This is a genomic window from Rhizobium sp. TBD182, assembly GCF_001950375.1.
GTDB lineage: Bacteria > Pseudomonadota > Alphaproteobacteria > Rhizobiales > Rhizobiaceae > Agrobacterium > Agrobacterium tumefaciens.
The window spans coordinates 158,963-185,179 of record NZ_BDLN01000009.1 but is presented as its reverse complement, the minus strand read 5'-3'; the positions used below and the strand labels follow the sequence as shown (position 1 = coordinate 185,179).

The 26,217-nt window shown below is 58.6% G+C and carries 20 protein-coding genes; 13 read left to right on the top strand and 7 right to left on the bottom strand.

What is annotated here, in order from left to right; genetic code table 11:
* Positions 1-94 precede the first annotated feature (94 nt).
* The 3 genes from T18_RS22250 (at position 95) to T18_RS22240 (ending at position 4,496) form a co-directional block, all read left to right on the top strand.
* Positions 95-1,120 (top strand): ABC transporter substrate-binding protein, encoded by a 1,026-nt coding sequence (locus T18_RS22250; protein ID WP_003514162.1) that lies wholly within the window; start codon positions 95-97, stop codon positions 1,118-1,120.
* An 86-nt stretch (positions 1,121-1,206) separates the two neighbouring features.
* Complete coding sequence (locus T18_RS22245; protein ID WP_038492179.1) at positions 1,207-3,438, top strand: ABC transporter permease; 2,232 nt, start codon at positions 1,207-1,209, stop codon at positions 3,436-3,438.
* Positions 3,435-4,496, top strand: coding sequence for an ABC transporter ATP-binding protein (locus T18_RS22240; protein ID WP_038492176.1), 1,062 nt, complete (start codon positions 3,435-3,437; stop codon positions 4,494-4,496). Before T18_RS22245 ends, T18_RS22240 begins: the two co-directional genes overlap by 4 nt.
* Before the next feature lie 27 nt (positions 4,497-4,523).
* Here T18_RS22240 and T18_RS22235 read toward each other — a convergent pair whose 3' ends face one another.
* On the bottom strand, positions 4,524-6,560 hold the full coding sequence (locus T18_RS22235) for an NADH:flavin oxidoreductase (protein ID WP_038492173.1): 2,037 nt from the start codon (positions 6,558-6,560) through the stop codon (positions 4,524-4,526).
* Positions 6,561-6,705: 145 nt separating this feature from the next.
* Between T18_RS22235 and T18_RS22230 the strand changes: the two genes are divergently transcribed.
* From T18_RS22230 to T18_RS22220, 3 genes are all read left to right on the top strand, one after another.
* On the top strand, positions 6,706-7,335 hold the full coding sequence (locus T18_RS22230; protein WP_013636802.1) for a TetR/AcrR family transcriptional regulator: 630 nt from the start codon (positions 6,706-6,708) through the stop codon (positions 7,333-7,335).
* A gap of 139 nt (positions 7,336-7,474) precedes the next feature.
* A complete protein-coding gene (locus T18_RS22225) occupies positions 7,475-8,149 on the top strand; it encodes a response regulator transcription factor (RefSeq protein ID WP_003514154.1) in 675 nt (224 codons plus the stop codon).
* A 35-nt stretch (positions 8,150-8,184) separates the two neighbouring features.
* Positions 8,185-9,582, top strand: a complete 1,398-nt coding sequence (locus T18_RS22220) for a sensor histidine kinase (RefSeq protein WP_233284925.1) — start codon at positions 8,185-8,187, stop codon at positions 9,580-9,582.
* A 248-nt stretch (positions 9,583-9,830) separates the two neighbouring features.
* Here the strand turns inward: T18_RS22220 and T18_RS22215 are convergent, their stop codons facing one another.
* Together T18_RS22215 and T18_RS22210 are read right to left on the bottom strand one after the other, a co-directional pair.
* A complete protein-coding gene (locus tag T18_RS22215) occupies positions 9,831-10,217 on the bottom strand; it encodes a hypothetical protein (protein ID WP_038492164.1) in 387 nt (128 codons plus the stop codon).
* A 104-nt stretch (positions 10,218-10,321) separates the two neighbouring features.
* Positions 10,322-10,753, bottom strand: a complete 432-nt coding sequence (locus T18_RS22210) for a MarR family winged helix-turn-helix transcriptional regulator (RefSeq protein ID WP_025594436.1) — start codon at positions 10,751-10,753, stop codon at positions 10,322-10,324.
* A gap of 206 nt (positions 10,754-10,959) precedes the next feature.
* On the opposite strand from T18_RS22210, the gene graD reads away from it, so the two are divergent.
* The 7 genes from graD to T18_RS22175 all read left to right on the top strand — a co-directional run bounded on the left by graD (position 10,960) and on the right by T18_RS22175 (position 17,624).
* Positions 10,960-11,499, top strand: coding sequence for an FADH(2)-dependent resorcinol hydroxylase reductase component (gene graD, locus T18_RS22205; RefSeq protein ID WP_003514147.1), 540 nt, complete (start codon positions 10,960-10,962; stop codon positions 11,497-11,499).
* 36 nt (positions 11,500-11,535) lie between these two features.
* Positions 11,536-12,765 carry an FADH(2)-dependent resorcinol hydroxylase oxygenase component gene (gene graA / locus T18_RS22200; RefSeq protein WP_038492162.1) on the top strand — a complete coding sequence of 410 codons (1,230 nt, stop codon included), beginning with the start codon at positions 11,536-11,538 and terminating at the stop codon, positions 12,763-12,765.
* Between the two features lie 46 nt (positions 12,766-12,811).
* Positions 12,812-13,795, top strand: a complete 984-nt coding sequence (gene tsdA / locus T18_RS22195) for a gamma-resorcylate decarboxylase (RefSeq protein ID WP_003514143.1) — start codon at positions 12,812-12,814, stop codon at positions 13,793-13,795.
* Positions 13,796-13,798: 3 nt separating this feature from the next.
* Complete coding sequence (gene graC, locus T18_RS22190) at positions 13,799-14,854, top strand: maleylacetate reductase (protein WP_038492159.1); 1,056 nt, start codon at positions 13,799-13,801, stop codon at positions 14,852-14,854.
* A 40-nt stretch (positions 14,855-14,894) separates the two neighbouring features.
* The gene (gene graB, locus T18_RS22185) at positions 14,895-15,782 is read left to right on the top strand and encodes a hydroxyquinol 1,2-dioxygenase (RefSeq protein ID WP_038492156.1); all 888 of its coding nucleotides are present in this window, start codon (positions 14,895-14,897) and stop codon (positions 15,780-15,782) included.
* Positions 15,779-16,117 carry a YciI family protein gene (locus tag T18_RS22180; RefSeq protein WP_038492153.1) on the top strand — a complete coding sequence of 113 codons (339 nt, stop codon included), beginning with the start codon at positions 15,779-15,781 and terminating at the stop codon, positions 16,115-16,117. Before graB ends, T18_RS22180 begins: the two co-directional genes overlap by 4 nt.
* Before the next feature lie 220 nt (positions 16,118-16,337).
* A complete protein-coding gene (locus T18_RS22175) occupies positions 16,338-17,624 on the top strand; it encodes an MFS transporter (RefSeq protein ID WP_038492150.1) in 1,287 nt (428 codons plus the stop codon).
* A 53-nt stretch (positions 17,625-17,677) separates the two neighbouring features.
* On the opposite strand, the gene T18_RS22170 is transcribed toward T18_RS22175, so the two are convergent.
* The 4 genes from T18_RS22170 to mprF all read right to left on the bottom strand — a co-directional run bounded on the left by T18_RS22170 (position 17,678) and on the right by mprF (position 25,979).
* The gene (locus T18_RS22170) at positions 17,678-20,005 is read right to left on the bottom strand and encodes a DUF1217 domain-containing protein (protein WP_038492147.1); all 2,328 of its coding nucleotides are present in this window, start codon (positions 20,003-20,005) and stop codon (positions 17,678-17,680) included.
* A 377-nt stretch (positions 20,006-20,382) separates the two neighbouring features.
* Positions 20,383-21,708, bottom strand: coding sequence for a telomere resolvase (locus T18_RS22165; protein WP_038492144.1), 1,326 nt, complete (start codon positions 21,706-21,708; stop codon positions 20,383-20,385).
* Positions 21,709-21,996: 288 nt separating this feature from the next.
* Complete coding sequence (locus T18_RS22160; RefSeq protein ID WP_019565052.1) at positions 21,997-23,367, bottom strand: virulence factor; 1,371 nt, start codon at positions 23,365-23,367, stop codon at positions 21,997-21,999.
* Positions 23,368-23,378: 11 nt separating this feature from the next.
* Positions 23,379-25,979, bottom strand: coding sequence for a bifunctional lysylphosphatidylglycerol flippase/synthetase MprF (gene mprF / locus T18_RS22155; RefSeq protein ID WP_013636789.1), 2,601 nt, complete (start codon positions 25,977-25,979; stop codon positions 23,379-23,381).
* Between the last annotated feature and the right edge of the window lie 238 nt (positions 25,980-26,217).

Here is a 26,217-nt window from a genome sequence, read left to right as displayed (position 1 = left end):
AGACAGACAGCGTGGCAGCACAAGATGCCGCGACCGGCAGCGCCATGTTTGTGGACTGCCGAACCATTCAGACGCAAGCTACAGGAGGATAACCATGCGACTGACGATACTTTCCACATTGCTTTTTGCCGGTACGGCACTCGGCACCACATCGGTGCAGGCGGCAGGCGAGCTTAACCTGATATGCTCTGCCGATGTCGTCATCTGCGAACAGATGAAGGGCGATTTCGAAAAGTCGCATGACATCAAGGTCAATATGGTTCGCCTGTCTTCCGGCGAAACTTATGCCAAGGTGCGTGCGGAAGCCCGCAACCCGAAAACCGATATCTGGTGGGCCGGCACCGGCGATCCGCACATGCAGGCGGCCTCCGAAAACCTGACGCTCGAATACAAGTCGCCGATGCTGGATCAGCTGCAGGACTGGGCCGTCAAACAGGCGGAAAGCACCGGTTACAGAACCGTCGGCGTTTATGCCGGCGCGCTGGGCTGGGGTTACAACACCGAAATCTTCAAATCCAAGGGTTACAAGGAGCCGAAGTGCTGGGCCGATCTGCTGGCACCGGAACTGAAGGGCGAAATCCAGATCGCCAATCCCAACTCTTCGGGCACAGCCTATACGGCGCTTGCCTCGCTCGTGCAGATCATGGGCGAAGACCAGGCGATCGATTATCTGAAGAAGCTCAACGCCAACATCTCGCAATATACCAAGTCCGGCTCCGCGCCGGTGAAGGCGGCAGCGCGTGGCGAGACGGCACTCGGCATCGTCTTCATGCATGATGCCGTGGCGCAGACAGCGGAAGGTTTCCCCGTCAAGTCCATCGCGCCCTGCGAAGGTACCGGCTACGAAATTGGCTCCATGTCGATCATCAAGGGTGCCCGCAACCTCGAAAATGCCAAGACCTGGTATGACTGGGCGCTGAAGCCAGAGGTCCAGTCACGCATGAAGGACGCCAAGTCCTTCCAGCTTCCATCCAACAAGACCGCGGAAGTGCCGAAGGAAGCACCGAAGTTCGAGGACATCAAGCTCATCGACTACGACTTCAAGACCTATGGCGACCCGGCCAAGCGCAAGGCGCTGCTGGAACGCTGGGACCGCGAGGTCGGTGCAGTCGCAAACTGATCTGAACTCCGGCGATCGGCATCCCGGCTTTTGAAAGCCGGGATGTCCGCCGTTCTTTCATCGGCATGAAATAAGCGAGGTCGGCCATGACACGTGGCAATCGCAGGCTGAACATTGTCCTGGCGCTCGGGGCTTTTGCCCTGGTTTTTCTTCCCTGGTATCGCATTGAAGGCGGCTTCTTCAGCTTCCGCTGGCTGTCTGAGTTTCTCTCTTCCCCCAGCAATGCGCCCGGTGTGCTGCAAATATTGGTTTACGGAAAACCCTGGCTTGCCGGTGCCGGCCTGTTTTTCCTTGCCGGATGCCTTGTCCGCGCGATTGGCGATCCGATGCTGCGGGGCAAGCTGCTTGCGTGGATTGGTGCTGCCGGTCTCGTGGTTCTGATTTTGCAGGGATTGGCGATCGGCTTTACCGGCTGGACATGGAGCGTCAGTGAAAACCTGTTCGGCGTGCTTTCCGATGGCCAGCCCGCCATGGGCGCCGGTGCCGTCGTCATGTCGCTGGTCTTTGTGCTTTTCTTTGCCTTCGGGCTTGCCGAACGCGGCGTTATGAAGGGCGATGCCTTTGTCGTCGGCTCGATTTCCATTCTGGCCTTTCTCGTTACCGTTTTCGTGTTCTATCCGATCGGCAGCATGCTGATCGCATCCGTTCAGGATTTCGATGGCTCCTTTAATGCCGATGGCTTCATCCGCAATATTCAGGATCCTGGCATCTGGAGCCTTGGCTGTGTCACGGGTGAAGAGCGCTGCGGCGTTGCCTGGCGAACGCTCTTCCTCGCCTTGATGACCGCCTTCGGCTCCACGGTGCTTGGGTTGGGTTTCGCGCTGGTCGCCACCCGCACCCGTTTTCCGTTCAAGAAGGGCCTGCGCCTTCTGACGGTTCTGCCGATCATAACGCCGCCTTTCGTCATCGGTCTTGCCCTGACGCTGCTCTTCGGCCGCGCCGGTGTCGTCACTGAATGGCTTTCCTATCTCTTCGGCATCGAACCCGGCCGCTGGCTCTACGGCATGACCGGCATATGGATCGCGCAGGTTCTCTCCTTCACGCCGATATCCTTCCTGGTGCTGATCGGTGTCGTCGAAGGTGTCAGCCCGTCGATGGAGGAGGCGTCGCAAACGCTTCGCGCCGACCGCTGGCGCACCTTCTGGCGGGTGTCGCTGCCGCTGATGAAGCCGGGTCTCGCCAATGCGTTTCTCATCGGCTTCATCGAAAGCATGGCGGATTTCGGCAATCCGCTGGTGCTTGGTGGCACGCATGGGGTGCTGTCGACGGAAATCTTCTTTGCCGTTGTCGGTTCGCAGAACGACCCTTCACGCGCCGCTGTTCTCGCCATTATCCTCCTGTGCTTCACGCTTTCGGCCTTCCTCGCCCAGCGTTTCTGGCTGGCCGGCAAGAACTTCGCCACGGTTACCGGCAAGGGCGACAGCGGCGCGCATATCGCGCTGCCACGCGGCCTGTCCATTGGTGTCCATGCCGTCGTCGTGCCGTGGATGGTCTTCACCATCGTCGTGTACGGCATGATCCTCGTCGGCGGTTTCGTGAAGACCTGGGGTCTGGACAATTCGCTGACGCTCGACCACTACATCCGCGCGTTCTCCGTCAGCTTCTCCAACGGCTCGATCGCCTGGACCGGTGTTGCCTGGAACTCGTTCTGGACGACCATGGAGATCGCGCTGGTGTCGGCGCCGCTGACCGCTGCCGTCGGTCTGCTGACGGCCTATATCATCGTGCGGCAGAAGTTTGCCGGTCGGAACATCTTCGAATTTGCCCTGATGATGAGCTTTGCCATTCCCGGAACGGTTATCGGCGTCAGCTACATCATGGCCTTCAACCTTCCGCCGGTGGAAATGACGGGATCGGCGCTGATCCTGATCGCCTGCTTCGTCTTCCGCAACATGCCGGTCGGCGTGCGCGGCGGCATTGCGGCAATGAGCCAACTCGACAAAAGCCTCGATGAGGCCTCGCTGACGCTGCGCGCCGACAGTTTCCGCACGATCAGGAAAGTGATCCTGCCACTGCTGCGCCCGGCGATCACGGCGGCTCTGGTCTACTCCTTCGTCCGAGCGATTACCTCGATCAGCGCCGTCATCTTCCTCGTCAGCGCCCAGTACAACATGGCGACCTCCTACATCGTCGGTCTCGTCGAAAACGGTGAATACGGTGTGGCCATTGCCTATTCCTCCATGCTGATCGTGGTGATGATCACTGTTATCACCGGCTTCCAGCTCATTGTAGGCGAGCGTCGCCTGCGCCGCGAAAACCGCGTCGCGGGACTGCCGTCCGCGTCCTCCGTTCCTCTCGCTCAGGAGAAAACCGCATGATTTCCGTAAAGCCCGGCTCCGTCACCTTTCAGAATGTCCGCAAGACATTTGGCGCCTTCACCGCCATCCCCGACCTTTCGCTCACCATCGAACCCGGCACGCTGGTGACACTTCTCGGTCCCTCCGGTTGCGGCAAGACGACGACGCTGCGCATGCTGGCGGGGCTCGAACATCCGACGGCCGGTCGCATTCTAATCGGCGACAAGGATGTGACCATGCTGCCGGCCAATGAGCGCGATGTCTCGATGGTTTTCCAGTCCTACGCGCTTTTCCCGCATATGACGGCGCTCGACAATGTCGCTTATGGCCTGCAATCCTCCGGACTGCGCAAGGCGGAAGCACGGGAGAAGGCCGAGGAAGGTCTGAAGCTCGTGGGGCTGGCCGGCATGGGACATCGTCTGCCTGCCGAGCTTTCCGGTGGTCAGCAGCAGCGCGTGGCGGTTGCCCGCGCTCTGGTGCTGGAGCCGCAGGTGCTGCTGCTCGATGAACCCCTTTCCAACCTCGATGCGCGTCTTCGCCGCCGGGTTCGTACCGAAATCCGGGAATTGCAGCAGCGGCTTGGTTTTACCGCCGTTTATGTGACGCATGATCAGGACGAGGCGCTGGCCGTTTCCGACCGGATCATCGTGATGAAGGAGGGCGAGATCGCCCAGTCAGGCGCGCCGCGGGAACTCTACGAGGCGCCGGCTTCTTCCTTCATCGCCGACTTTATGGGCGAAGCGAATGTCGTCGGCTGCGAGGTGGTCAGCCTTGAGGGCGCCGATGCGTTGATCCGCGTTGGGGGGATCGATCACCGTGTTGCGGCACGCAACGCCAAACCTGGCCCGGCAAAGCTTGCGGTTCGTCCGGGTTCGGTTTCCATCGCCCAATCGGGCGGGCAGGGACTTGCCGGGCGGGTGCTGCACAGTGCCTATCTCGGCGGTCACGTCGAATATGAAGTCGAGACCGATATCGGCACGCTCTTCATCATCGACCATGCGGTCGAGACCAGTCTGCCGCCCGAAAGCGATGTCACACTCGGGTTCAAGAACCGTGGCATTGCCTTGATCCAGGCCTGAGTTTCAAAGCGTATCGCGGCGGCCCTCTCAAATGTCCTTTGCGAGACGCAGCGCATCGTAGATCGCCGCATGTGTATTGCGTGCGGCGACCGCGTCGCCGATGCGGAAGAGCCGGTAGGCACCGCCAGGGTTGCGTTCGACGGTTTGGGCGGAGCCCACCAGCAAGGCGTCGTAGGATATTTCGCCGAGGTTCCTAGAGCCGGGCTTGAGGACGAAATAGAGATCGTCCAGCGGCACCGTGCCGTGATTGACGACGATCTGGTCCACGGTCCTTGATTTCGTCACGCCGCCATAATCGCTGCCGACGTGGGCGACGAGCTGATTGCCGTTTCGTTCCGCCGCTTGCAGCCGATAGGTGACGGTGAAGGTGACGTCGAGTTTTTGCAGTGAGCGCATGTAAGGAACCAGGTTCATCGCCATGACTTCGGGCGCGAAGGCGCGATCCGGGGTCATGATCTCCACTTTAGCGCCCGCCTTTGCGAGAAATTCTGCTGCCTGCAAGCCCGCATGGTCGCCGGCATCGTCGAAAACCAGCACATTCGTTCCCGGCTTGACGTCGCCGGAAATGATATCCCACGAGGAAACGACCAGATCATTGCCGTTTGAAAGCACATCGGTATGCGGCAATCCGCCGGTGGCGATGATGACGACATCTGGGCTTTCCGAGAGAACCGTGTCCGCTTCCGCCCAGCTGTTGAATTGAAAGGTAACGCCGAGCCTTTCGCACTGGCTCATGCGCCAGTCGATAATGCTGATCATTTCGCGGCGGCGTTCGCTTTGCGCGGTCAGGCGGATCTGGCCGCCCGGATCGTTTGCGGCCTCGAAGACGACGACCTCATGGCCGCGTTCGGCACAGACACGCGCGGCCTCAAGCCCGGCCGGACCGGCGCCGACGATCACGACCTTCAGGCTTTCCGTCGCCTTGGTAATCTCGTGCGGCATCGTTTCTTCGCGGCCTGTCGCCGGATTGTGAATGCAGAATGCGAGGCCGCCCTGATAGATGCGGTCGAGACAGTAGTTGGCACCAACGCAAGGCCTGATATCGTCCTCCCGCTTTTCCATGATCTTGCGCACAATATGCGGGTCCGTCATGTGAGCGCGGGTCATGCCGACCATATCGACCTTGCCGGAAGCGATGGCGTATCTGGCGGTGGCGACATCCTGGATCTTGGCGGCGTGGAAGGTGGGGAAACTGGTTGCCGCGCGGATTTCGCCTGCGAAGTCCAGATGCGGCGCGTTCGCCATGCCTTGAATGGGAATGACGTCGGTCAGGCCGGGATCGGTGTCGATATGGCCCCTGATAACGTTGAGATAGTCGATCAGGCCGCTATCCCGCAACCGGCGCGAGATTTCGAGGCCTTCCGCCTTTCCGGTGCCGCCTTCAAGACATTCGTCGGCGGTATAGCGAACCCCGAGGATGAAATCGTCGCCGACACGTTCGCGCATCGCCCTGAAGACGTCGAAACAGAAACGCATGCGGTTGTCCAGCGAGCCGCCATAGGGGCCATCCAGCTCGTTGGTCAGCGGCGAGACGAACTGGTCGATGAGATGGCCATAGGCTTCAAGCTCCACCCCGTCCATGCCGCCCGCCTTCATGCGTTCCGCAGCGTCGGCGAAGTCCTTGATGATGCGCTCGATATCCCAATCCTCGATCTTCTTCGGGAAAGCGCGATGCGCGGCCTCCCGCTGGTGGGATGGTGCCAGCACCGGCAGCCAGTCGCCCTTGTCCCAGCGCGTGCGGCGGCCGAGATGCGTCAGCTGGATCATGATCGCTGCACCCTCTTCATGCACGGCGTCGGTCATTTCCCTGATCCACGGAACGATTTCATCCTTGTAGGCCAAGAGGTTGTTGAAGACGGGCGGGCTGTCTTTCGAGACGGCTGCGGAGCCTGCCGTCATCGTCATGGCGACGCCGCCCTTTGCCCGCTCGAGCGTATAGGCGCGGTAGCGCCCTTTCGGCATGCCGTCCTCCGGATAGGCGGGTTCATGCGAGGTAACGATGATGCGGTTTCGCAGGGTGAGATGCTTTAGCTGGTAGGGCTGAAGAAGGGGGTCATTCGACATGGCGACCGTGCTCCGAGAACGTTTATGGGAGAAGGCTAAGCGGGAATGTACATAAGTGTCAATTAATAAAACACTTGTGTTTATGCATTCGACATGAGTGGACATTCGCCTTGTCGCGACCAGACCGATTTGCTAGGAAATCATCATGGAAGCGACATTGAACGAGACCGGTTGGCGCGGATCGCAGGAGGGCTGGCTTGAGGCCGCCTACCAGGCACTTCTCGAATCCGGCGTGGATTCCGTGAAAATCCTGCCGTTGGCGAAAAAACTCGGTCTGTCGCGCACGAGTTTCTACTGGTTCTTCCGGGATCGGGAGGAGTTGCTGGCCGCACTCGTCTCCCGCTGGCGCGAAAAGAATACCGGCAGCATCGTCAGGCAGTCGGAGGCCTATGCGGAGACCCTGGCCGAAGCGATGCTGAATGTCTTCGATTGCTGGCTGGATGCTGGCCTCTTCGACAACAGGTTCGAATTTGCGGTTCGCAGTTGGGCTCTTCAGTCCGATGATATTCTTGCCGAGGTGCGTAAGGCCGATCAGACGAGAATGGATGCGCTTTCGCGCATGTTCATGCGTTTTGGCCATTCCGAAAATATGGCGGATGTGCGTGCCCGCACCACCTATCTCGTGCAGATCGGCTATATCTCCATGCAGTCGGAGGAAGATATGGCTGTGCGCATGAAAAGGATCCCGGACTATATTGCGATCTACACCGGTGAGGTGCCGCAGCAGCGCGAGCTTGACCGGTTTTATGCAAGACATGGGTACAGGCCTGGATAAGGCATCCAAGGTGTGACGGTCGATTTGCGTCTGGCAGAACGGTGAGAGAAGGATAGTCCGGCTCCTTGCCTGCAATGTAGCTGTAACATTCACCAACCAGTGGTGAGGACGGCAAAAGCTCACCTTTGGGGAAAAGTCATTGCGAATCCTGCTTCTCGAGGATGAACCGGAAATGGCGCGGGCCCTGCTCGAAGCCCTGCGACGGCGTGATGTGCTTGCGGATCATGTAAGGACGATTGCCGATGCCGACGCGCTGGCGCGTGACGGGTCTTACGATGTGCTGGTTCTGGATCGTCGCCTTCCGGATGGTGAAGGGTTGAACCTTGTGTCTTCGCTTCGCAAAGCCAGGCATTCGGTGCCGATCCTCGTTCTGACGGCGCTCGGAAGTGTCGATCACCGCGTTGACGGTCTTGACGCCGGAGCGGATGATTACCTCGCCAAGCCCTTTGCGATCGAGGAATTGCTTGCCCGCCTTCGGGCGCTGCACAGGCGCGGCCCTTCGCTCTCCAGCCAATATGTGAGCTTCGGAAATCTGAGCATTGATCCGAAGAGCAATGAAGTCACGGTTGCCGGTGCCATCATCGAGTTTCGGCGGCGGGAATATCTGGCGCTCGAGGCTCTGATGCGACGCCCGAACCGCATCGTGACGCGTTCCAATCTGGTCGAAGCGGTTTACAACCTGGATGATGAGATCGAATCCAACGCTCTCGACGCCCATATCTCCCGCATCAGGAAGAAGCTCGCGCAGGCCGAAGCCACGGTCGAGATAAGAGCCGTGCGAAACATCGGCTATCTCATCCGGGCGAATACATGAAGCAGGAGCGCAACCGATCCCTGCGGTGGGCGCTGATGAAGCGTCTTTTCGCCTTGCAGGCGTTTTTGCTCGTTCTGTTTGTCATCCTCCTCGTCGGCTGGATCTGGATCATCGATCCACGGCTGGAGGGCGCCAATGAAGAGGCTGTCCGCATCGTTGCGGAAAGCGTGACAAAGGATGGGCAGGGCCGGGCGCAAGTTTTGCCCACGCCCGGATTGCTCGAGCTGAAACAGCGCTATCCGAATCTTTGGTTCTTGGTGCGGGACGCCGATGAAATCGTCCTGCGATATGGAGAAATCCCAGTACCGGCTTTGGCGGCAGTTTTTCCGTCAAGCATCGAAAGGGCGCGTCTGGAAGCGGGGGAAACAGTCCGGGCCACCATGGAAAACCGTAATACGCCTGCCGGGCGGCTGCAATTCATTGCCGGTACGGAGAGAGGTGTCCCGAATGACGGCCTCAGCCTATGGATCAGTATGCAGTTAGATCTGGAAAAAGATGCCAACGGCGAGATCCGCTGGCTTACAGTCTTGCCGGGTGTGGGCTTCGTCATTCTTATCGCCGTCGTGCCCATGCTGATCCTGACTGGTATCGCGACATTGATCGTGACCCCGAGGGCGGTCGGCCGTTCACTTGGCGGCCTGATGGAAACGGTCAGCCAGGCGCAATCCATCAATTTCGAGAACCGGTCTGCCCGTATCAATCGTTCCAAGGTGCCCAGCGAAATCATTCCCCTGGTAAATGCCTTCAACGTCGCGCTTTCCAAGCTGGATGAGGGATATAATCGCCGTAACCGCTTTCTTGCCGATGCCGCGCATGAGTTGAGAACGCCGATTGCAATCGCGCGGATCAGGGCCGATCTTTTGCCCGATGACGCGCTGAGCCGACAACTCCTGGCCGATATCGATCGCCTCACACGCGTTGCGCACCAGTTGCTGGAGATGCAGGCAGTCGGCGTGGTGGAATTACCCGCCGAGCGGCAGGACCTGAACATCCTTGTCGAGCGCATCGCGACCGATCTCGCGCCGATTGCGATGGATGCCGGTTACGAGTTCGATTTCGAGCCAAGTGAAGGAGAGGCCATGTTCACGGTCCAGACTTCGATCATCGAGATGGCGGTCGTCAATCTCGTTCGCAACGCAATCGATCATGGCGGCGGCAAGGGTGCTATCACGATCCGGGTCGGTGTTGCGGGCTTCATTGACGTTTGCGATGAAGGCCCTGGCATCCCCGTCTCGGAGCGCGAGCAGGTATTCGAGCCGTTTCACCGCGTCAATACGAACTCGCCAGGAGCAGGCCTCGGTTTGAATCTGGTCCAGAAGGCGGCAGAGATTCATTGCGGACGCGTTGTCTTCCTCGACCTCAATCCCGGTTTTTGCGTCCGGCTGGAAATTCGCTCGGTGGCTTCTAAAGATGCTGCGGCTGACACTGTCTAGCTGACGGGATTTTAAGCGATCAGGTACGTTTCCCCGGCTTCGGCGGCGGCCTGTCGGCCAAGTTTGGCGAGCGGCAGGTCGAAGACCGATCTAAATGATCACGTCATCAAGGCTGGCCTGAACTACCGCTTCTGACCGGCCCATCCGATGAGAAATCCCAGGGAGAACGTTCCAACGAAAACCGCCGCTTCGAGCATCAAAGCGGCGGTCAAAAATCTGGGAGGGCGGAGTTTGAAATCCGGAAACGATCACTCGCATTCGAGCGCCGGTTGCCGGAAGCTCGTTACATACCATTCGCCGCCGGAATTGCGTGTGTAGAAAGTATAGAAGCAGTCTATGCGCTCGACATAACCCGGCGTCTCGGACACTTCGTAACGCTCTCCGCGCCGTGTTGTCCGGACTTCGCCACTCGATGATCCGGCGACAGCCTGTGTCTTGTTCTTCCGCCACTGGTAGGCCTGCTGTCCACCGCCAAGGCTATAGATATTGTCCGGCGGCCCATAGTCCAGCATCACGCTGGTGATGGGTGCGCCGATGTAGCTTTTCATGACTGTCGAGGCGCAGGCCGAAACCAGGATCGATGCTGTGACAAGGGCGAGCGTTGTCAGGTAGGCGGGTGACAATCTCTCGGACATGGGCAATTTTCCTCCGCTGTGGTGAGTTGCCACAGGGATAGGAACCAGCCATTACAAGGACATTGCACGCGAAGGTCGTGACGGGTCAGCGGATCCTTGGGGGATCAGAGACCGGCAATATTGCGGCCGATGTGGCGCAGGATGCTTTTGAAAAGTTTCACTTCGGCCGGGTCAAGGCCTTCGATCGCGGTCTTTTCGAACATGGCGGCGATGGGCATCAGTTCCTCGGCAAGTTCTTCACCCTTTGGCGTCAGCGTGATGCGCACGATCCGCGCATTGTCGACCGGTCGCTCGCGGCTGACGAGGTTGCGTCTGACGAGCAAGCCAACAAGCCGGGAGAGCGTGGAAATCTCCACCGACACGAGGTCTGAAAGCTCGGTCAGCGTTTTGCTTTCCTGTTGTCTCAGCGTTGCCAGCACACGATACATCGGCAGGGTGATGTCATAGGATGCCAGCCTCAGGGAGAAGCGCTCTCCAAGCCGAACACCTACCCAGTTGAGCAGGTAGGGTACCGAGTCAGTGAACTGATAAGACACAAGCAAAACCCCGTTTTGAGAAACACGTGCGCGGATGACGTGGCGCACCCATCGGCTGTACCGGCATAATCTATCAGTTTCAATAGTTTCGCTCCAGAAGACCGGGGACGGCGAGGCCATATCGCAGCTTCCCCCGCCATAAAACATTTGCATTGACAAATGTTGCAAATGAAAATATTTAAGAAAGCAGGATTTGGGAGGATCTTATGACATCAGCACTGTTTGGCCTGAACAATCTTGCGCCTGAAGGCGTCGGCCAGAATTTCCGCACGACGATGCGCCGTTTTCCGGCGACCGTGACGGTCATCACTGCCTGTGCCACGGGTGATCAGCGCGATCACGGCATGACGGTTACCGCCGTCACCTCGGTTTCGATGGAGCCGCCCTCTCTTCTGGTTTGCCTGAACAACCGCACGTTTCTGCACGAATTGCTGCTCTGCCGGCCCGATTTCATCGTGAATGTACTGACGCAGGACCAGATTGCCTTGTCTGATGCTTTCAGCGGCAAGGTTTCGCCGGAGGAGCGTTTCCGCAACGGCGAGTGGCAGCGTCATGACAACGGTGTTCTTTATCTGCCCACGGCCCATGCCGCCATCGCCTGCCGCCGTGTCGCGGCAATGCCATATGGAACGCATACGGTGTTTATCGGACAGGTGGTGTCGGCCGATGTAAGCGAGACGACACGACCGCTGCTTTACGAAAATGCCCAATATTGCGCCGCAAGCCCGGCAGGCCTGTCCGCCTGATATTTCCCGGCTAGACTATTCTCGGAGGAGACAATCATGAACGATATGAGCCATGCGCCGCAGCCGGCGCAAACGAACCCGCATGTCCGCCTCGTCGGTCGCGTTGCCGGTGTAGCGGATCTTTTCCGCTCCAGCGCCCGACAAACAGAGGAGGCGCGCCGCGTTCCCGCCAGTCATATCGCGGCGCTGCGCGGCATCGGCTATTTCGATGTCGTCAAACCGCGGGCTTTCGGCGGGCAGGGCGGTGAATTTGCCGAGCTTGTCGAAGCCAATATCGAGCTTTCGGCGGCCTGCGCGTCGACAGGCTGGGTTGCCGGCCTGCTTTCCGCCCATCAATGGCTGCTGGCGATGTTTCCAGAGGAGGCGCAGGCGGATGTCTGGGGCGAAAACCCTGACGCGCTTCTGTGTGGTTCCTATGCGCCGGTAAAGATGGCGGAGGCCGCTGACGGCGGTTACCGCCTGAGCGGCAAATGGGCCTTTGCCTCGGGCTGCGAGAATGCCCAATGGTCTCTCTGCGCCGCCATCCTGCCGCCGCAGGGCGAAGGCAGGCCGGTTCCGGCCTTCCTTCTCGTGCCTGCGAGCCAATATGCCATTGAAGACACGTGGCATGTGGTCGGGCTTGCCGGCACGGGTTCCAAGACGCTGGTTCTCGATGATGTCTTTGTTCCCAAACATCGGGTTCTGACCTTTCCGGACGCGACCAGCGGCCACACGCCGGGCGGGCGGTTTTATGCGCAGGAAGGTCTCTTCAACATGCCGCTTCTGACCGGCATTCCTTCCTGTCTCGCCTCGACTGGCGTCGGCGCAGCCAAGGGTGCCCTGGCAGCCTATGTCGATCATGTGGGTGGCCGGGTGACCCGCGGTGCGGTGGCGGGCGGCAATAACCGCATGGCGGAATTTCCAACCATCCAGCTGCGTGTCGCGGAAGCCGCTGCGAGCGTGGATGCCGCTTGTGAAATCCTGTTGCGCGACGTTGCGAGGGCTCAGGCACTCTCACAGGCAAGGCTTGAAGGGCGGGCGGAATTTTCGGTGGACGACCGGCTATTGAGCCGTCGCGGCCAGTCCTTTTCGGTCTCTCTGGCGCTGCGCGCAGTGCAGGCACTCAACGATTCCACCGGCGGTGTCGGGCTTGATCTTTCCAATCCGGTCCAGCGGGCCTGGCGGGATGCGAACGCGGTGGGCCGCCATATCAGCATGAACTGGGATGCCGTGGGCACCATGATCGGCCAGAGCATGCTCGGCCTGGAACCCAAGGGCCAATATTGACCGCACACGTGGCGGCAACTGAACAGCGATTTTCGGAGGAAATAACATGCAAGGCAAGGTCGCTCTCGAAGAGCATTTCGCAATCCCGGAAACACTTCAGGATTCGGCCGGGTTCGTGCCCGGTGATTACTGGAAGGAACTGCAGCATCGCCTGCTCGACATTCAGGATACGCGCCTGAAGCTGATGGATGCGCATGGCATCGAAACCATGATCCTGTCGTTGAATGCGCCGGCGGTGCAGGCTATTCCCGACAAGAAGAAGGCGATCGAGATTGCGCGCCGCGCCAATGACGTCCTGGCTGAAGAATGCGCCAAGCGGCCGGACCGCTTCCTCGCCTTCGCAGCCCTGCCGTTGCAGGACCCGGATGCGGCGACCGAGGAGCTTCAGCGTTGCGTCAACGACCTCGGTTTCGTCGGCGCGCTCGTCAACGGCTTCAGCCAGGAGGGCGATGGCCAGACACCGCTTTATTACGACCTGCCGCAATATCGTCCATTCTGGGGCGAGGTGGAAAAGCTTGATGTGCCTTTCTATCTGCATCCGCGCAATCCGCTACCGCAGGATTCCCGCATCTATGACGGCCACCCCTGGCTGCTTGGCCCCACCTGGGCGTTTGCGCAGGAAACGGCGGTTCACGCGCTGCGCCTCATGGCATCAGGCCTGTTCGACGAGCATCCGCGCCTCAACATCATTCTTGGCCATATGGGCGAGGGCCTGCCCTACATGATGTGGCGCATCGACCACCGCAATGCCTGGGTGAAACTGCCGCCGCGCTATCCGGCCAAGCGCCGTTTCATGGATTATTTCAACGAGAATTTCCACATCACCACCTCTGGCAATTTCCGCACCCAGACCCTGATCGATGCCATTCTGGAAATCGGTGCCGACCGCATCCTGTTCTCCACCGACTGGCCCTTCGAGAACATCGATCACGCCTCCGACTGGTTCAATGCGACGAGCATTGCCGAGGCCGACCGGGTAAAGATCGGCCGCACCAATGCGCGCCGCCTGTTCAAGCTCGACGGAGCCTGATCCATGCAGCCGTTCGTCTATACGATGGCCCCGGCCCGCATCGTCTTTGGCACGGGTAGCTCCGTGGGGGTGGCGGAGGAAATCCGTCGCCTCGGGCTGTCACGGGCGTTGGTGCTTTCCACACCCCACCAGAAGGGCGATGCGGAGGCTTTGGCAGCCCGGCTTGGCCCATTGGCTGCCGGTGTTTTTTCCGATGCGGCCATGCACACGCCGGTCGAGGTGACGAAAAGGGCGGTCGAGGCCTATCGCGCTGCCGGTGCCGATTGCGTCGTATCGCTCGGCGGCGGCTCTACCACCGGTCTTGGCAAGGCCATTGCCTTGCGCACCGATGCGCCCCAGATCGTCATTCCAACGACCTATGCCGGCTCTGAGGTGACGCCCATTCTTGGCCAAACGGAAAATGGCGTGAAGACCACCCTGCGCGGTCCGGAAATCCTGCCGGAAGTGGTGATTTACGATGCCGAGCTGACACTTGGATTACCTGTTGGCATCAGCATGACCAGCGGGCTAAACGCCATGGCCCATGCGGCAGAGGCGCTTTATGCTCGGGATCGCAATCCCATCGCCAGTATGATGGCGGTGGAAGGGTTGCGTGCGATGATCGAGGCGCTTCCCGGTGTGAGGATGGCGCCGCAAGATACCAAGGCGCGCGAAACGGCACTTTACGGCGCGTGGCTGTGTGGCACGGTGCTTGGCGCTGTTGGCATGTCGCTGCATCACAAGCTTTGTCATACGCTGGGCGGCAGTCTGGATTTGCCGCATGCGGAAACCCATGCGGTGCTTCTGCCGCATACCATCGCTTATGTGGAACAGGCGGTGCCGGATCAGCTTGCGCCGCTGGCCGCACTTGTCGGTGGCAGGGCAGGGACGGGTCTTTACGATTTTGCCGCCCGGCTCGGCGCGCCGGCAAGCCTTGCAGCACTCGGTGTTGGCGAGGAACATCTCGACGCTATGGCCGAGCTTGCGACCGCCAATCCTTACTGGTGCCCGCGGCCAGTTGAAAAAACCGCGATCCGCGCCCTGTTGCAACGCGCCTTCGAGGGCGCAAGGCCAGAGTGATCCGGCAAGCAGGGAGTAGCAATGATGGGAGGAGGACATTATGGACATGAAAACGACCGGTGACGACGGCTATTTCGTCGAGGAACGTTCGGCCGAAACCGTGATCGCCCGTATGCGCGATTGTGACGATCCGCGTCTCAAGGAGATCATGTCGGTCGTCACCCGCAAGCTTCACGAGGCGGTGAAAGAGATTGAGCCGACTGAAGAGGAATGGATGAAGGCGATCCATTTTCTGACCGAGGTCGGCCAGATCTGCAATGAATGGCGGCAGGAGTGGATCCTTTTTTCCGATATTCTCGGCGTTTCCATGCTGGTCGACGCGATCAACCACCGCAAGCCGAGCGGCGCGTCGGAATCCACCGTTCTCGGGCCTTTTCATGTGGCCGATGCGCCTGAGATGCCGATGGGCGCCAATATCTGCCTCGACGGCAAGGGCGAGGACATGCTGGTAACCGGCCGCATTCTCGACACCGACGGAATGCCGGTCGCAGGCGCCCGCATTGACGTCTGGCAGGCCAATGACGAAGGTTTCTACGACGTGCAGCAGAAGGGCATTCAGCCCGATTTCAACCTGCGTGGCGTATTCGTCACCGGTGAGGACGGACGCTACTGGTTCCGGGCCGCGAAGCCGAAATATTACCCGATACCGGATGATGGCCCCGTGGGGCAGCTTCTGCGGGCCATGGGGCGTCATCCCTACCGACCAGCGCATCTGCACTACATCGTTTCGGCAGAAGGCTTCACCACGCTCGTCACGCATATTTTCGACCCTGATGATCCTTACATTCGTTCGGATGCGGTTTTCGGTGTGAAGGAAAGCCTGCTGGCCGATTTTCAGCGCGTGGAGGATGCGCAGAGGGCGCAGGAGCTTGGGTTCGCCAACGGCTGGTTCTGGTCGGTGGACCACGATTTCGTGCTCGCCCGATGACCCGCGGTAGCGATCGTCCCCGGCTCTATGTGCGTTTTGCGGAAAGTGATCCCGCTGCCGCTGAGCAAAGGTTGGCGCAAATGAGTGCCCACAAGGCTCATTTACGCAACGAAGATGGCGTTCCGGAAGGATTCAGAATTCTCGCATCCGGCCCGATGCAGGCGGAAAGCGGAGGGTCTGCCGCTGCCCTCATCATTGCTGAAGCCCGCTGTATCGAGGACGTCATGGCTTTTAGCGACGCCGACCCTTTTGTCATTCACGGCGCCTATAACCGCATTCGTATTTTGAACTGGACGCCGACTTTGTCGAGGATTTCGGGGCTGGAAGGCGACTGAAATCCACGCCTGCAATGGCTGTTGACGATTGTTAATATTTCAATTGCAATTTTTGCAAACGCAACATTTAATCGAAGGCGGGTGATGCCGGCGATATGTGTCTTGACAGGAGCGAGACGCACATCAGGGTGGAGCAAGCCGGGCACCCAGGGAGCAATCGCAGGAACGGGAAGACGTCGATCCATTCCGGGTGGCGCGTTCATGCGTGAAAGGGAGGAATATGTCCACGAACTATATGAGCGCCGCCTCGGTGCGGACGAAGAACCCGGCTGGCGTCATCGCGACATGCGGCCTGATGATCATGTTCGACGGTTACGATCTTGTCGTTTACGGCGCGGTTGCACCGGCGTTGCTGAAAGAAGGCGCATGGACGCTCAATCCGGCCATGGTCGGGCGGGCTGCCGCCTTGACGCTGGTGGGCATGCTGCTCGGCGCGCTGTTTGCCGGCACCATGGCGGACCGTATCGGCCGCCGGAAGGTCGTTCTCATCAGCCTTGCCGGATTTTCAGCGATGATGATCGCCTCGGCCATGACGCCGAACTTTCTTGCTTTCGAAATCACGCGCTTCTTCGCCGGTCTCGGCCTTGGCGCGCTCCTGCCGACGGTTACCGCGCTCGTGCTGGAATTCTCGCCGCCCAAGCGCAGGGCACAGGCAAACTCCCTGTCGTTCCTCGGTTATCTTATCGGCGGCATTATTTCCGGCCTTATGGGTATTTTGCTTCTGGAGAGCTATGGCTGGCGGCCATTGATGCTGATCGGCGGCCTGCCGCTTGTTCTTCTGCCGATCTTCATGCGGTTCCTGCCGGAATCGCCGGAATGGCTGGCAAGCAAGGGCCGGCAGGCAGAGGCAGACGGGATTTGCGACACTTACGGCCTGCAACGCATTACGCCGCATGCCAAGATCCAAAAGGGCGGCGTGGGCGCCCTCTTCTCGGAAGGCCGGCTACTTTCGACGCTGAATGCATGGGGCATTCACTTTTGCTCGCTTCTGCTGACCTTCGGCATGGTCAACTGGCTGCCCACCATCATGAACAAGATGGGCTACGACATCAGTTCGGCGCTCAGCTTTTCCATCATGCTCAATGTCGGAGCCGCAATCGGCATTCTCATCGGCGGGCGTTTCGCCGACAAGGGTAACGTCAAGGTGGTTGTGGCCGTCCTCTTTGCCATTGGCGCGGCTTCGATCTGGGCGTTGACGGTAAACAAGGGGCCGTTGCTCTATCTCTTCGTTGCCCTTGCGGGTGCGGGAACGATTGGAACCCAGATTCTTGCCAACGTTCTGGTCGGGCGGCTTTATCCTGTCCATATTCGCGGTACGGGTCTTGGCTTTTCCCTGGCCGTCGGGCGGCTGGGCGGCATCGCCGGTCCGATGATCGGCGGTCTCGTGCTGCAACGGGGCCTGGCTCCGGAGTGGAACTTCTACATTTTCGGCTCGGTCGCGCTGGTCGGGCTGGCTTTGACCGTATTGACCCTGCTCTACCGCACTTCAGGCGAGGGGCGGGTTTGACTAAGATGATGTTGGCCGCAGGGCAAAACCTGCGGCCAACACTTATGGATGGTCTAACCTCTGCGGCGGCTGCGGAGTTGCCCCAACGTCGCGAGTGTATTGCCGCTGATGGACGTGCTGCCGCTGCCGAATAGAGCGAGACGCGGATCCGACGTTGCGTTGTTCGCTTCGAATGTCAGCAAAAAGCGATTGACCAGTTTTTCGACCTTCTTGGGGTCCTGCAGGTCCTTTATCTTCAGTTTCTTCTCGATCATCTTTGCCTGCGCATCCACCTTGGAGTTTGCGGTTTCTGCGGGAATTCCAAGGGCGGTGCGGGTGAACTCCGCAAGCGCATTGTCGGCGAGTATGTCGTAGGGATTGGAAATGCTGGCGGCCATGCGCTTGAAATAGAGCGCAAGGCGAACGCCGGAATTTTCTTCGCCGACCCGCTGTTCCAGCGTCTGCCGAACATATTTGTCGCGTGTTTCCATGAGGCTGCGGGTGTTCTGCACGCTCTGGCCGGCTTTCGCGACGATATTCCCCTTGGCGTCGAAATTGAAGGAGCCGGCAAGTGCGCGGAAGCGGGCATCCTTTTCCGTATTGGCGAAGCTTTTTGGGTCCTTGAGGTCGGACTTGAAGATCTTCTTGAGGTAGTCGGTGGTGACCGTTTTGGGGTCGATACGCTGCGCAATCAGCATGAAATCGAGAAGGCGGCGGTCGGAGAGCAATTGATCGACGGTTTCAATCGTTTCCATTTTCTGGCGATAGTAGGTGACCTCCTTTTCGCCTTTCTCCCTGACCTTTTTGTCCTTGTCCCAACGGGTAACTTCCTTCAGATAATTTCGTGATATTCGGGTGATCTCGTTTTCCGACTGGGCGAGCCGGGGTGAGCCGATCTTGCCCTCGGCATCAAAGTTGAAAGCCTTGGCCAGCCGCACGAAACGCTCGTCTTTCAAAGTGTAAACGTAACTTTTCGGGTCTGACAGATCGCTGGTAAATACCCGTTTCAGCGTGAAGGACGAGGCTTCTTCAGCGGTCATATCGAAGGCCTTCAGGGCGAAGTTTCGAATGATGACCGCGCCCTGCGCGTTCGACAGAAAATCCTCGAGATTTTTCGTCAGGCCGATATAGCGCTGGTAGTTCTTGATTGCCTTTTCGTCCGCTGCTTCGTCCTTGTCATCGTAACGGCTGAAGTAGAGGTTCATCATGGTGTTGAGCTGTTCGGCGGTCTGCGCGACCTTGCCGGTCTTGATCTTGCCATCCGCACCGAAATTGAAGGCGCGTGCCAGATCGACAAGACCTTTGTCCTTCTCCTTGTGGATAGGGCTTTTCGGATCATTCGGATCCTGCAAGACGGCCCAGCCGATTTTCTTGTCCGTCTCATCATTGTCCGTCAGATTGAAGCTGACGATGAGCATCGTTCTCAGGCGCGCAAACTGCGTCATCTGGCTGGCCTCGGTGATGGTTTTCATCTTGTCCGCGAAATACTCGCGGTTGAGAACAGCTCCGGCCTGCGTCAGGCGGGGATTTGAAAGAACGTAGGTTTCATTAATCAGTCGCCTCTGCGCAGCCGTCTGCGCCGGCATGCCGTCATCTACGCGGCCGTCGTCCCGGAAATTAAACGCGGCCGCCATCTCGAAGAGTTTGTTGGCATCGTTGATACGCTTGTTATATTGGCTGATCAGGTAGTCGATCTTTGCGAGCGCCGGTTTGTCGGTGGACGCGACGCCTGCACGTTCTATGCGCAGATCGGCCGCCTTTGCCTTCCACTCCGGGATCAATGACTTGTAGGTCTTGTTGATGTAGCTATCGGCATTGCTGATGTCGCTCGTCAGAACGTTTTTGACGTGCTTGTAGCTGAAGGTCTCGGGGTCGATGCCGAAGGATTTGAAGATATAATCCCGAAGCCGCGTGTTCTTGAAGATATCGTCGACATGCCCGACCTTCTCGATGGCAATGTTGTAAAAACGGGTCTCTTCCTTTAATTCGGCGCCTTCCTGTTCGATCGTAGCGTGATAGGTGGCAATCAACCGGTCCTGCTGGGATTTTGTCTGAACCGATTTTTCCGCTTTGATCGTGCCGAAATCGAAAGAGGCAGCGAAGTCGCGGTATCGCGTATCCTTCAGTTTGTTGGCGAAGCTGTTCGGATCGTTGAGATTGCTTTCCAGCACCTTCTTCATGAAGGCGGTGGCATAGATCATTTCCTCCAGTCCATGTGCCTTCATGGCATAGGAATACAGCCGGAAGTCCTTCAGGAACGCGTCGAGGTTTTTGACCTTGCCGATATTATCCGCATAATATTTGGCGTCGCGCGATACGACGGGGTCGTTCGCGACGCGTTTCAGCGACAATTCCATATCACGATTGTAAAGAGCGTAAGTCGTATATGCGGGCAGCACCATGTGTCTCCGAAAAAACTATGGCAAAATCTGTGCGTGAACCAGTTATGAAGCGGATAATTGCAGTATAGTCTTGCGCGTAGCTGTATAATTAAAAGTAATATTTAGAGTAAATATTTTGTATTATTAAATTAGTTGAGATTTATATTGATTGTTTGGTGCGTGGCCGCGTTCAGATCGCGTGCAGGCAGAAGCGGCCCCAAGCGCCAACGCCAACACCACGCCGGCAGACAAAGGCGAAAGACTTGGCAAAAGCTGAGGGCGGCACATTTGTCCGGGCTGTTGGGACAGACATGCGAAAATACCGCTGGCAGCGTGTTCAGCGCTATCCTGAGGCAAGGCCGTATTAGAGGCTTTTTCTAGGGCAGTTCCGGGTACCGCTACGGGTTCTTGCGGGAGACGGGGGCGATGGTCGCCATCTGCAACAATGTGCGCTCATTCGTGCGTTTGGCTCGCGCCAATGCATCGTCGCGGTCTTCCGGCAGCGTGTAGGTCATGTAGGACAGCGAGGTTTCGAGGTCGTTATTATTGTGTCCGAGGATGGCCGCGAAATAGCTGTTCTTGGTGACATGGGGCGGCGCGAAATTGTGATACGCCACCTCCGCATAAAGGTGCCGCAAGCCATAGGGCTTGGGCAGTTCTTCCTTCGGCCAGAGATCCTCGAACAGATTAAAAACCGTGTCCCGAAGCAGCAGGCGGGTTTCCGATGAAAAATCGTCGATCGACATGCCGTGCCACAATTTTCCCTGCCCGCTTTCGCGCAGGCGCTGGTAGGCGGACAGGATGGTTGCGGAGCGTGCAAGGACCGGGATCTCGTAGGTAATCCCGAATTTCGTTCCTTCGCCCTGCTTCGTCTTGGCCTGGCCGTTAAACAGGATGCTCCATTTGGAAACGCCCTTGCCATAGGGAGCGGGTGAAAACTCGGCCTGCGTAAAGACCTCGTAGGGGCGTCGCCCCGTCATGCCGATCAGGCCGATGCCGATCATCAGCGGATCGTTGGACTGGAGGCAATCGGTGCAAATCTTCAGAACCTGCCGGTAATTTTCGAACGTGATCAGCGCACCATGCTTATTGGCGATCTTCTCCATCTTGACCCGGCGCGCATCGTCGTACATCGCTGCATCGCCGGTGGCGATCTTCAGCATTGGATGCTCGTCACCGAAGGCTTCGCGGATGGCGTTACGATATTTGGTGATGTAGGAAATGATCGTCGTCTGGGCTCTGCCCTTCATGAGGTCGATTTCAGCGGTCCACAAGGCCTGCATCTCTTCTTTCGAGCCCAGGCCGTTCATCGCTGCAATAAAATCCGCGATCCGCAAAAGCACTGTCGGCTTGCGGCCGGCGGTGTTGAACTCCGCCCGTTCGATCTTTTCGACAATGGAGGTCGCCACGCCGGTTTTCGGATAGTCGGCCCGCTCTATATAGGTCTTCAGCCGCTCCCGCAGCTTTTTCATGTTGCAGATGGCAAGCGGGGTGCTCTTTGCGCCAAATTCGGCCTTCAGGGCATAGCGATATTTCATGATGTAAAGTTCGAGCGTCTTTTCCGTGCGGCCATTGTCGAAATGGTAGCGGACCTCTGCGTCCCAAAGATCGCGGATTTTTTTGTTTCGCAACGTCTCGCTGCTTTTCATCGCCTCCCTGACCCGACCGACGAACTGGTCGATGCGTTCCACGAGAACTGGAGTTTTGGTCTTTCGTGCGAGCATGCGGCGGCCCCTGAACCGGTCGGGAAATATAAAATCTATGATTGGTAATCAACAGAAGCATGGTTGCGGAAATGCCATGGATATCCGCCGCCAGCATATTTCTTTTGAATAATAGTTTAATCGATTCCGCAAGTATGGCCGTGATGCGTGGAACCTTCAAGGAAGGTTTGCGAGCCGAGATCGGCAAGTCGGGGAGCCGGCATCCTGCCGGCGGCGCTTCGGGTGATTGAATTCTGATGGAAGTATGGGCTTCGGGAATTCTCCCGAAGCCGCAGAGGTTGCGACAGCCTATTTCGGTAGCCGGGTTTTCAGGGAGGTCACGATGCGCTTGGCAAGCCCCTCATAGTCCTCATCGAAATGGTGGCCACCTTCGATGCCGACCGTCTCCACGCCCTTTGCCTTCAGGCCGGGGCAGGGATCTTCATCCTCTTCCTCCGTGCCATAGACGCATTGCACCAGCTTCGGATCGATCTTGACGATGTCGTCGATGGTCTTGCCGCCCTTGCCTTCGCCTGCAACGCCGAGCCAGCCCTGGACGGAAATCTCGAAATCGACTTCGGTCGAAAGTCCAAGCAGCGTCAGCTGCACGACATGGGATTTCGCGCGTTCGGGCAGGAGATTATAGGTGGCGGGAATGATATCGGCGCCAAAGGAATAGCCGATCAGCACGACGTTCCGAACCTTCCATTCCTTGCGGTAGGTGTCGATGATGCGCGCAAGGTCATTGGCCACTTCCTGCGGTTGTTTTTCTTTCCAGAAGTAACGCAGGGCATCGACGCCGATCACAGGTATCCCCTGCTTTTGCAGCGCGCCGCCGACTTCCTCGTCCAGATCGCGCCAGCCGCCGTCACCGGAATAGATCACCGCCATGGTGTCCATCGCCGGGCTCGTTTCGAGGACCGTGATCGGCAGGCCTAGCGGGCTGCTGGTGTCGCCCGCCGCATCGACCTTGTCGGACAGGGTCTGGGACAAAATCTCATCCGCCTTGCCTGTCACATCAGTCACTTCGATATCGGGATGAAGCTTCACCAGGGCGTTAACGTGGTCGCGGCCCTTCTGATCCGCATCGGGCGTGAACAGCACGCTGACAGGAGCTGGCAGCGGGCCATCGGTCAGGCCATAAACCGTTTCACCGTCCACCTTGTCCTTGGTGGCCGGGGTGCAGAGTATCTTCTCAAGCGGCAGGCCAGCCTTGGGGTCAACCGCGATGGCTTCCTGAACGGTGGAGACCGGGCTTTGCGCGATCATGGCGAGCGCCAGCGTTCCGCCCTTGCCGATGCCGGTGAGGATAGGCTGGCGATAGCTTGCGGTCCCGGCGGTGCGCTGGATCTGCTGCGACAGCGACTCGATGTCCGAGATCATATAGATACACTCGTCATCATCGGCCTCGAGTGCCTTCAGATATTCCTTGAAATCGATGCCGACCACCGCGGCACCCTTTTCCACCAGTGCTTTGGCGCGTTCTTCGTCGGTGCCGGTCCATCCGTCCGCATCGGAAATCAGGAAGACGCTGGCGAGAATTTCACCATCCGGCACCATGATGTGCTCGGCGGGAATCATGCCGGTGTCATAGGCTGGCTTGTCCTGCGAAAAGGCGGCGCTGGAAGCAAACAACGGGGAGAGGAACAGGGCGGAAGCGGCAAGGGCTGCTTTCAGCATGCTGTATTTTCTCATTTTCCGATCACTCCTCTGACGCCGCCACTGATCAGAACCGTCGCGTCCATCAGCGCCAGAGCGGCGTCTGCGCCATTTTGTACGGCGAGGTAACGCGGTTCCCATTTCGGGTGGAACTTCGTCTTGAACGCACGAAGGCCCTTAAAGTTGTAGAAACGTTCGCCATGTTCGAAAAGCGTGCTGCCAATGCGGTCCCAGACCGGTGCCGCATCGCGCTTCGACATGCCGGACATGGGTGCCATGCCGAGATTGAAGCTTTCATATCCCGCCTCGCGCAGGTGCTGCATGATGCTGACGAAGAGGAAATCCATCGAGCCGCGCGGTGCATCCGGTGAAAAGCGCATAAGATCGACGGTGGCTTCCTTTTTTGTGTCCGTCACCATCAGATTGGCAAAGGCGGTGATCTTGCCATCCTTGCGCAGCACGGCGACGGGCTGGGAGAGAATGTAGTTGGGCTCGAACGCACCGAGAGAAAATCTCTTTTCCCTTGTATTGTGGTGGGTGAGCCAGCCATCCGAGACCTGCTTGAGATCATCCAGAATATCGGCAACATGCGATTGCTCGACAACTTCGAAGGTCAGCCCGTCGCGGGCGCCGCGGCTCAGGGACTGGCGAAGGGTTGCGAGCTTGCCGCCCTTCAATTCGAATGCGGTAAGATCGACCAGCGCCAGTTCGCCAAGCTTGAAGGCACGCAGGCCCGCATCGGCGCAATGGGACAGGAGGAAGGGCGAAATCTGGTAGAAGGCGGCGCGCGCACCCGCCGAACGGGCGGATTCCACGAATTGCCAGACCAGATCGGGAAAATCCTCCTCGTTGCCGACGGGGTCGGCGAAGGCTATCCATGATCGGCCCTGAATGCCGTACATGATGAAGGCGCTGCCGCTTTCCGAGAACATCACATGCTTGTCGCCCATGCGCACCAGATTGGCATCGGCCGAATCCTGCTGCATGACGATGTCGGTTGCACGTTCAACGTCTTCCGGCTGGATGGAATCCGGCTTGAAAGTGACCGGCCGCATCAGGCTGAAAATTGCAATGGTGGAGGAAGCAAGCACCAGGCCGAGAAGGGCGCGCAGACCGCGCGGTGCTTCTTCGGAGAACTCGAATTCCCACCACAATGTGTGGCTGTAGTCGGTGTCACGGTAGACGAACAGAAGGATCGTTGCCGCGCCGGCGATGATGACGGCCATAGCGGCGAGCCAGCTTGGTCCCAGCGCCTGTTTGACCAGCGAGGCATGACGGTTGAAGCTGCGCATATTGAGGGCGAGCGCCGCGATGAAGATGCCGAGGAAGATTGCTTCGAAAACGGCGATCGCCTTCACCAGCGACAGGATGAGCGCCAGCGATGCGGCGACAAGGGCAATCCACCACGCCCCATCCAGCCGCTGCCCGAGGCCGCGGGAGGCGACAACGAGGCCAAGGCCGAGAATGCTCGTCAGAAAGTGCGCCGCCTCGATGATCGGCAGTGGCACGAAATTCGACAGGAAATCCAGATTGCTGCCGGGCGTCGGCGTCACGCTCGAAAAGATCAGCATGGTGCCGAGAATGATCGCGAAGGTGGAGAGCAGCGGTGGCGCCAGCCGCACGGCAAGCTGGCTGATATCGGAGACCACCGGCTTGGCCGCGAACTGCTTCATTTCGGAAACGATCATCACCAGAATGGCAACAACCAGCGGCAGGACGTGATAGATGACGCGATAAAGAACGAGGCTTCCGAGCAGCTGATCGACGCTGATCGCGTTGCCGAGCCCGGCTACCATAACCGTTTCGAACACACCGAGACCGGCGGGAACGTGGCTGAGAACGCCAAGGCCAACGGCGGTGGCATAGATCGCGAAGAATGTCGGCCAGCCGAGATGCGTCTCGGGCAGGAGCACATAAAGCACGGAGGCGGAGGCGGCGATATCAAAGGCGGAGACGAGGAACTGGCGCGAGGAGGTGCGGCTGTCGGGAAGGCGCAGTCGCCATTTGCCAAGCCGGATCGCCTTGCCGTTGCGGCCGACGTAGGCGGTGGTAACGAGAACGGCAATGACGGCGAGCGCTCCGCCCCTTAGAACAGTCGGGTCGAGACCGATGATGGCGGCGATGCGTGGTGCGACGATGAAGGTCGAAAGGGCGCTGACCGACAAAAGGCCCAGCCCGAAGGACAGCGTGACGAAGGCGATGACGCGGGCGATGTCACCCGGCGAAAGTCCCAGCCTGGAATAGGCGCGAAAGCGTATGGCGCCGCCGCTCAAGGGGCCAAATCCAGCAGTGTTGCCGATGGCGTAAGCGGCAAAAGCGGTGGCCGCCATGGACGGGAAGCGCACCTTTTTGCCGACATATTCGATCGCGTTGGCGTCATAGAAAATCAGCGACAGGAAGCTCAGCGCCGTAAAGACCATTGCAAGAAGAATGGCCGGAAGCGAAGTGTCCAGAAGAGCTGCGATCACATCATCGTACCGCACTTCGGATGTGAGGCGGTAAATCGCAAACGTCATCATCACGAAGATGAGCGTAATGGCGATGGCCGTCAGATAGGGCCGGTTTCTGGCAAAGAAGCTTTCAACCGGGGATTCGGTAATATCGGTCTGTATAATTTCGCTCTTGTCTGCCATTTGCTTTTTCCAGCGCCAGTCCCTTGGTTGGCGAACCACAGGATTGTGTCGCTAATTCGTTTCGGTTGAGGAAATTTGCTTAGCAGAAATGCGTGACGTGTCGATGTGAAGTTTGGCGACAAACCAACGAGATTTTCGCCGTTAAAATGAAAAATGCAACCAAAAAGAGCGATGTTCAAATTTTAGATCAAAAACTCCGTGAATTAATCGTTCCGATTGCTTGGAGGCGATGTTTGAT

Bases quoted from the DNA above. Each gene is read 5' to 3' on its own strand.
- T18_RS22160 (WP_019565052.1), bottom strand. From the start codon at position 23,367: ATGCTGAAAGCAGCCCTTGCCGCTTCCGCCCTGTTCCTCTCCCCGTTG.
- graA (WP_038492162.1), top strand. From the start codon at position 11,536: ATGAACGATATGAGCCATGCGCCGCAGCCGGCGCAAACGAACCCGCAT.
- T18_RS22220 (WP_233284925.1), top strand. From the start codon at position 8,185: ATGAAGCGTCTTTTCGCCTTGCAGGCGTTTTTGCTCGTTCTGTTTGTC.
- T18_RS22250 (WP_003514162.1), top strand. From the start codon at position 95: ATGCGACTGACGATACTTTCCACATTGCTTTTTGCCGGTACGGCACTC.
- graD (WP_003514147.1), top strand. From the start codon at position 10,960: ATGACATCAGCACTGTTTGGCCTGAACAATCTTGCGCCTGAAGGCGTC.
- T18_RS22180 (WP_038492153.1), top strand. From the start codon at position 15,779: ATGACCCGCGGTAGCGATCGTCCCCGGCTCTATGTGCGTTTTGCGGAA.
- mprF (WP_013636789.1), bottom strand. From the start codon at position 25,979: ATGGCAGACAAGAGCGAAATTATACAGACCGATATTACCGAATCCCCG.
- T18_RS22170 (WP_038492147.1), bottom strand. From the start codon at position 20,005: ATGGTGCTGCCCGCATATACGACTTACGCTCTTTACAATCGTGATATG.
- T18_RS22245 (WP_038492179.1), top strand. From the start codon at position 1,207: ATGACACGTGGCAATCGCAGGCTGAACATTGTCCTGGCGCTCGGGGCT.
- graC (WP_038492159.1), top strand. From the start codon at position 13,799: ATGCAGCCGTTCGTCTATACGATGGCCCCGGCCCGCATCGTCTTTGGC.
- T18_RS22240 (WP_038492176.1), top strand. From the start codon at position 3,435: ATGATTTCCGTAAAGCCCGGCTCCGTCACCTTTCAGAATGTCCGCAAG.
- T18_RS22165 (WP_038492144.1), bottom strand. From the start codon at position 21,708: ATGCTCGCACGAAAGACCAAAACTCCAGTTCTCGTGGAACGCATCGAC.
- T18_RS22230 (WP_013636802.1), top strand. From the start codon at position 6,706: ATGGAAGCGACATTGAACGAGACCGGTTGGCGCGGATCGCAGGAGGGC.
- tsdA (WP_003514143.1), top strand. From the start codon at position 12,812: ATGCAAGGCAAGGTCGCTCTCGAAGAGCATTTCGCAATCCCGGAAACA.
- graB (WP_038492156.1), top strand. From the start codon at position 14,895: ATGGACATGAAAACGACCGGTGACGACGGCTATTTCGTCGAGGAACGT.
- T18_RS22235 (WP_038492173.1), bottom strand. From the start codon at position 6,560: ATGTCGAATGACCCCCTTCTTCAGCCCTACCAGCTAAAGCATCTCACC.
- T18_RS22175 (WP_038492150.1), top strand. From the start codon at position 16,338: ATGTCCACGAACTATATGAGCGCCGCCTCGGTGCGGACGAAGAACCCG.
- T18_RS22215 (WP_038492164.1), bottom strand. From the start codon at position 10,217: ATGTCCGAGAGATTGTCACCCGCCTACCTGACAACGCTCGCCCTTGTC.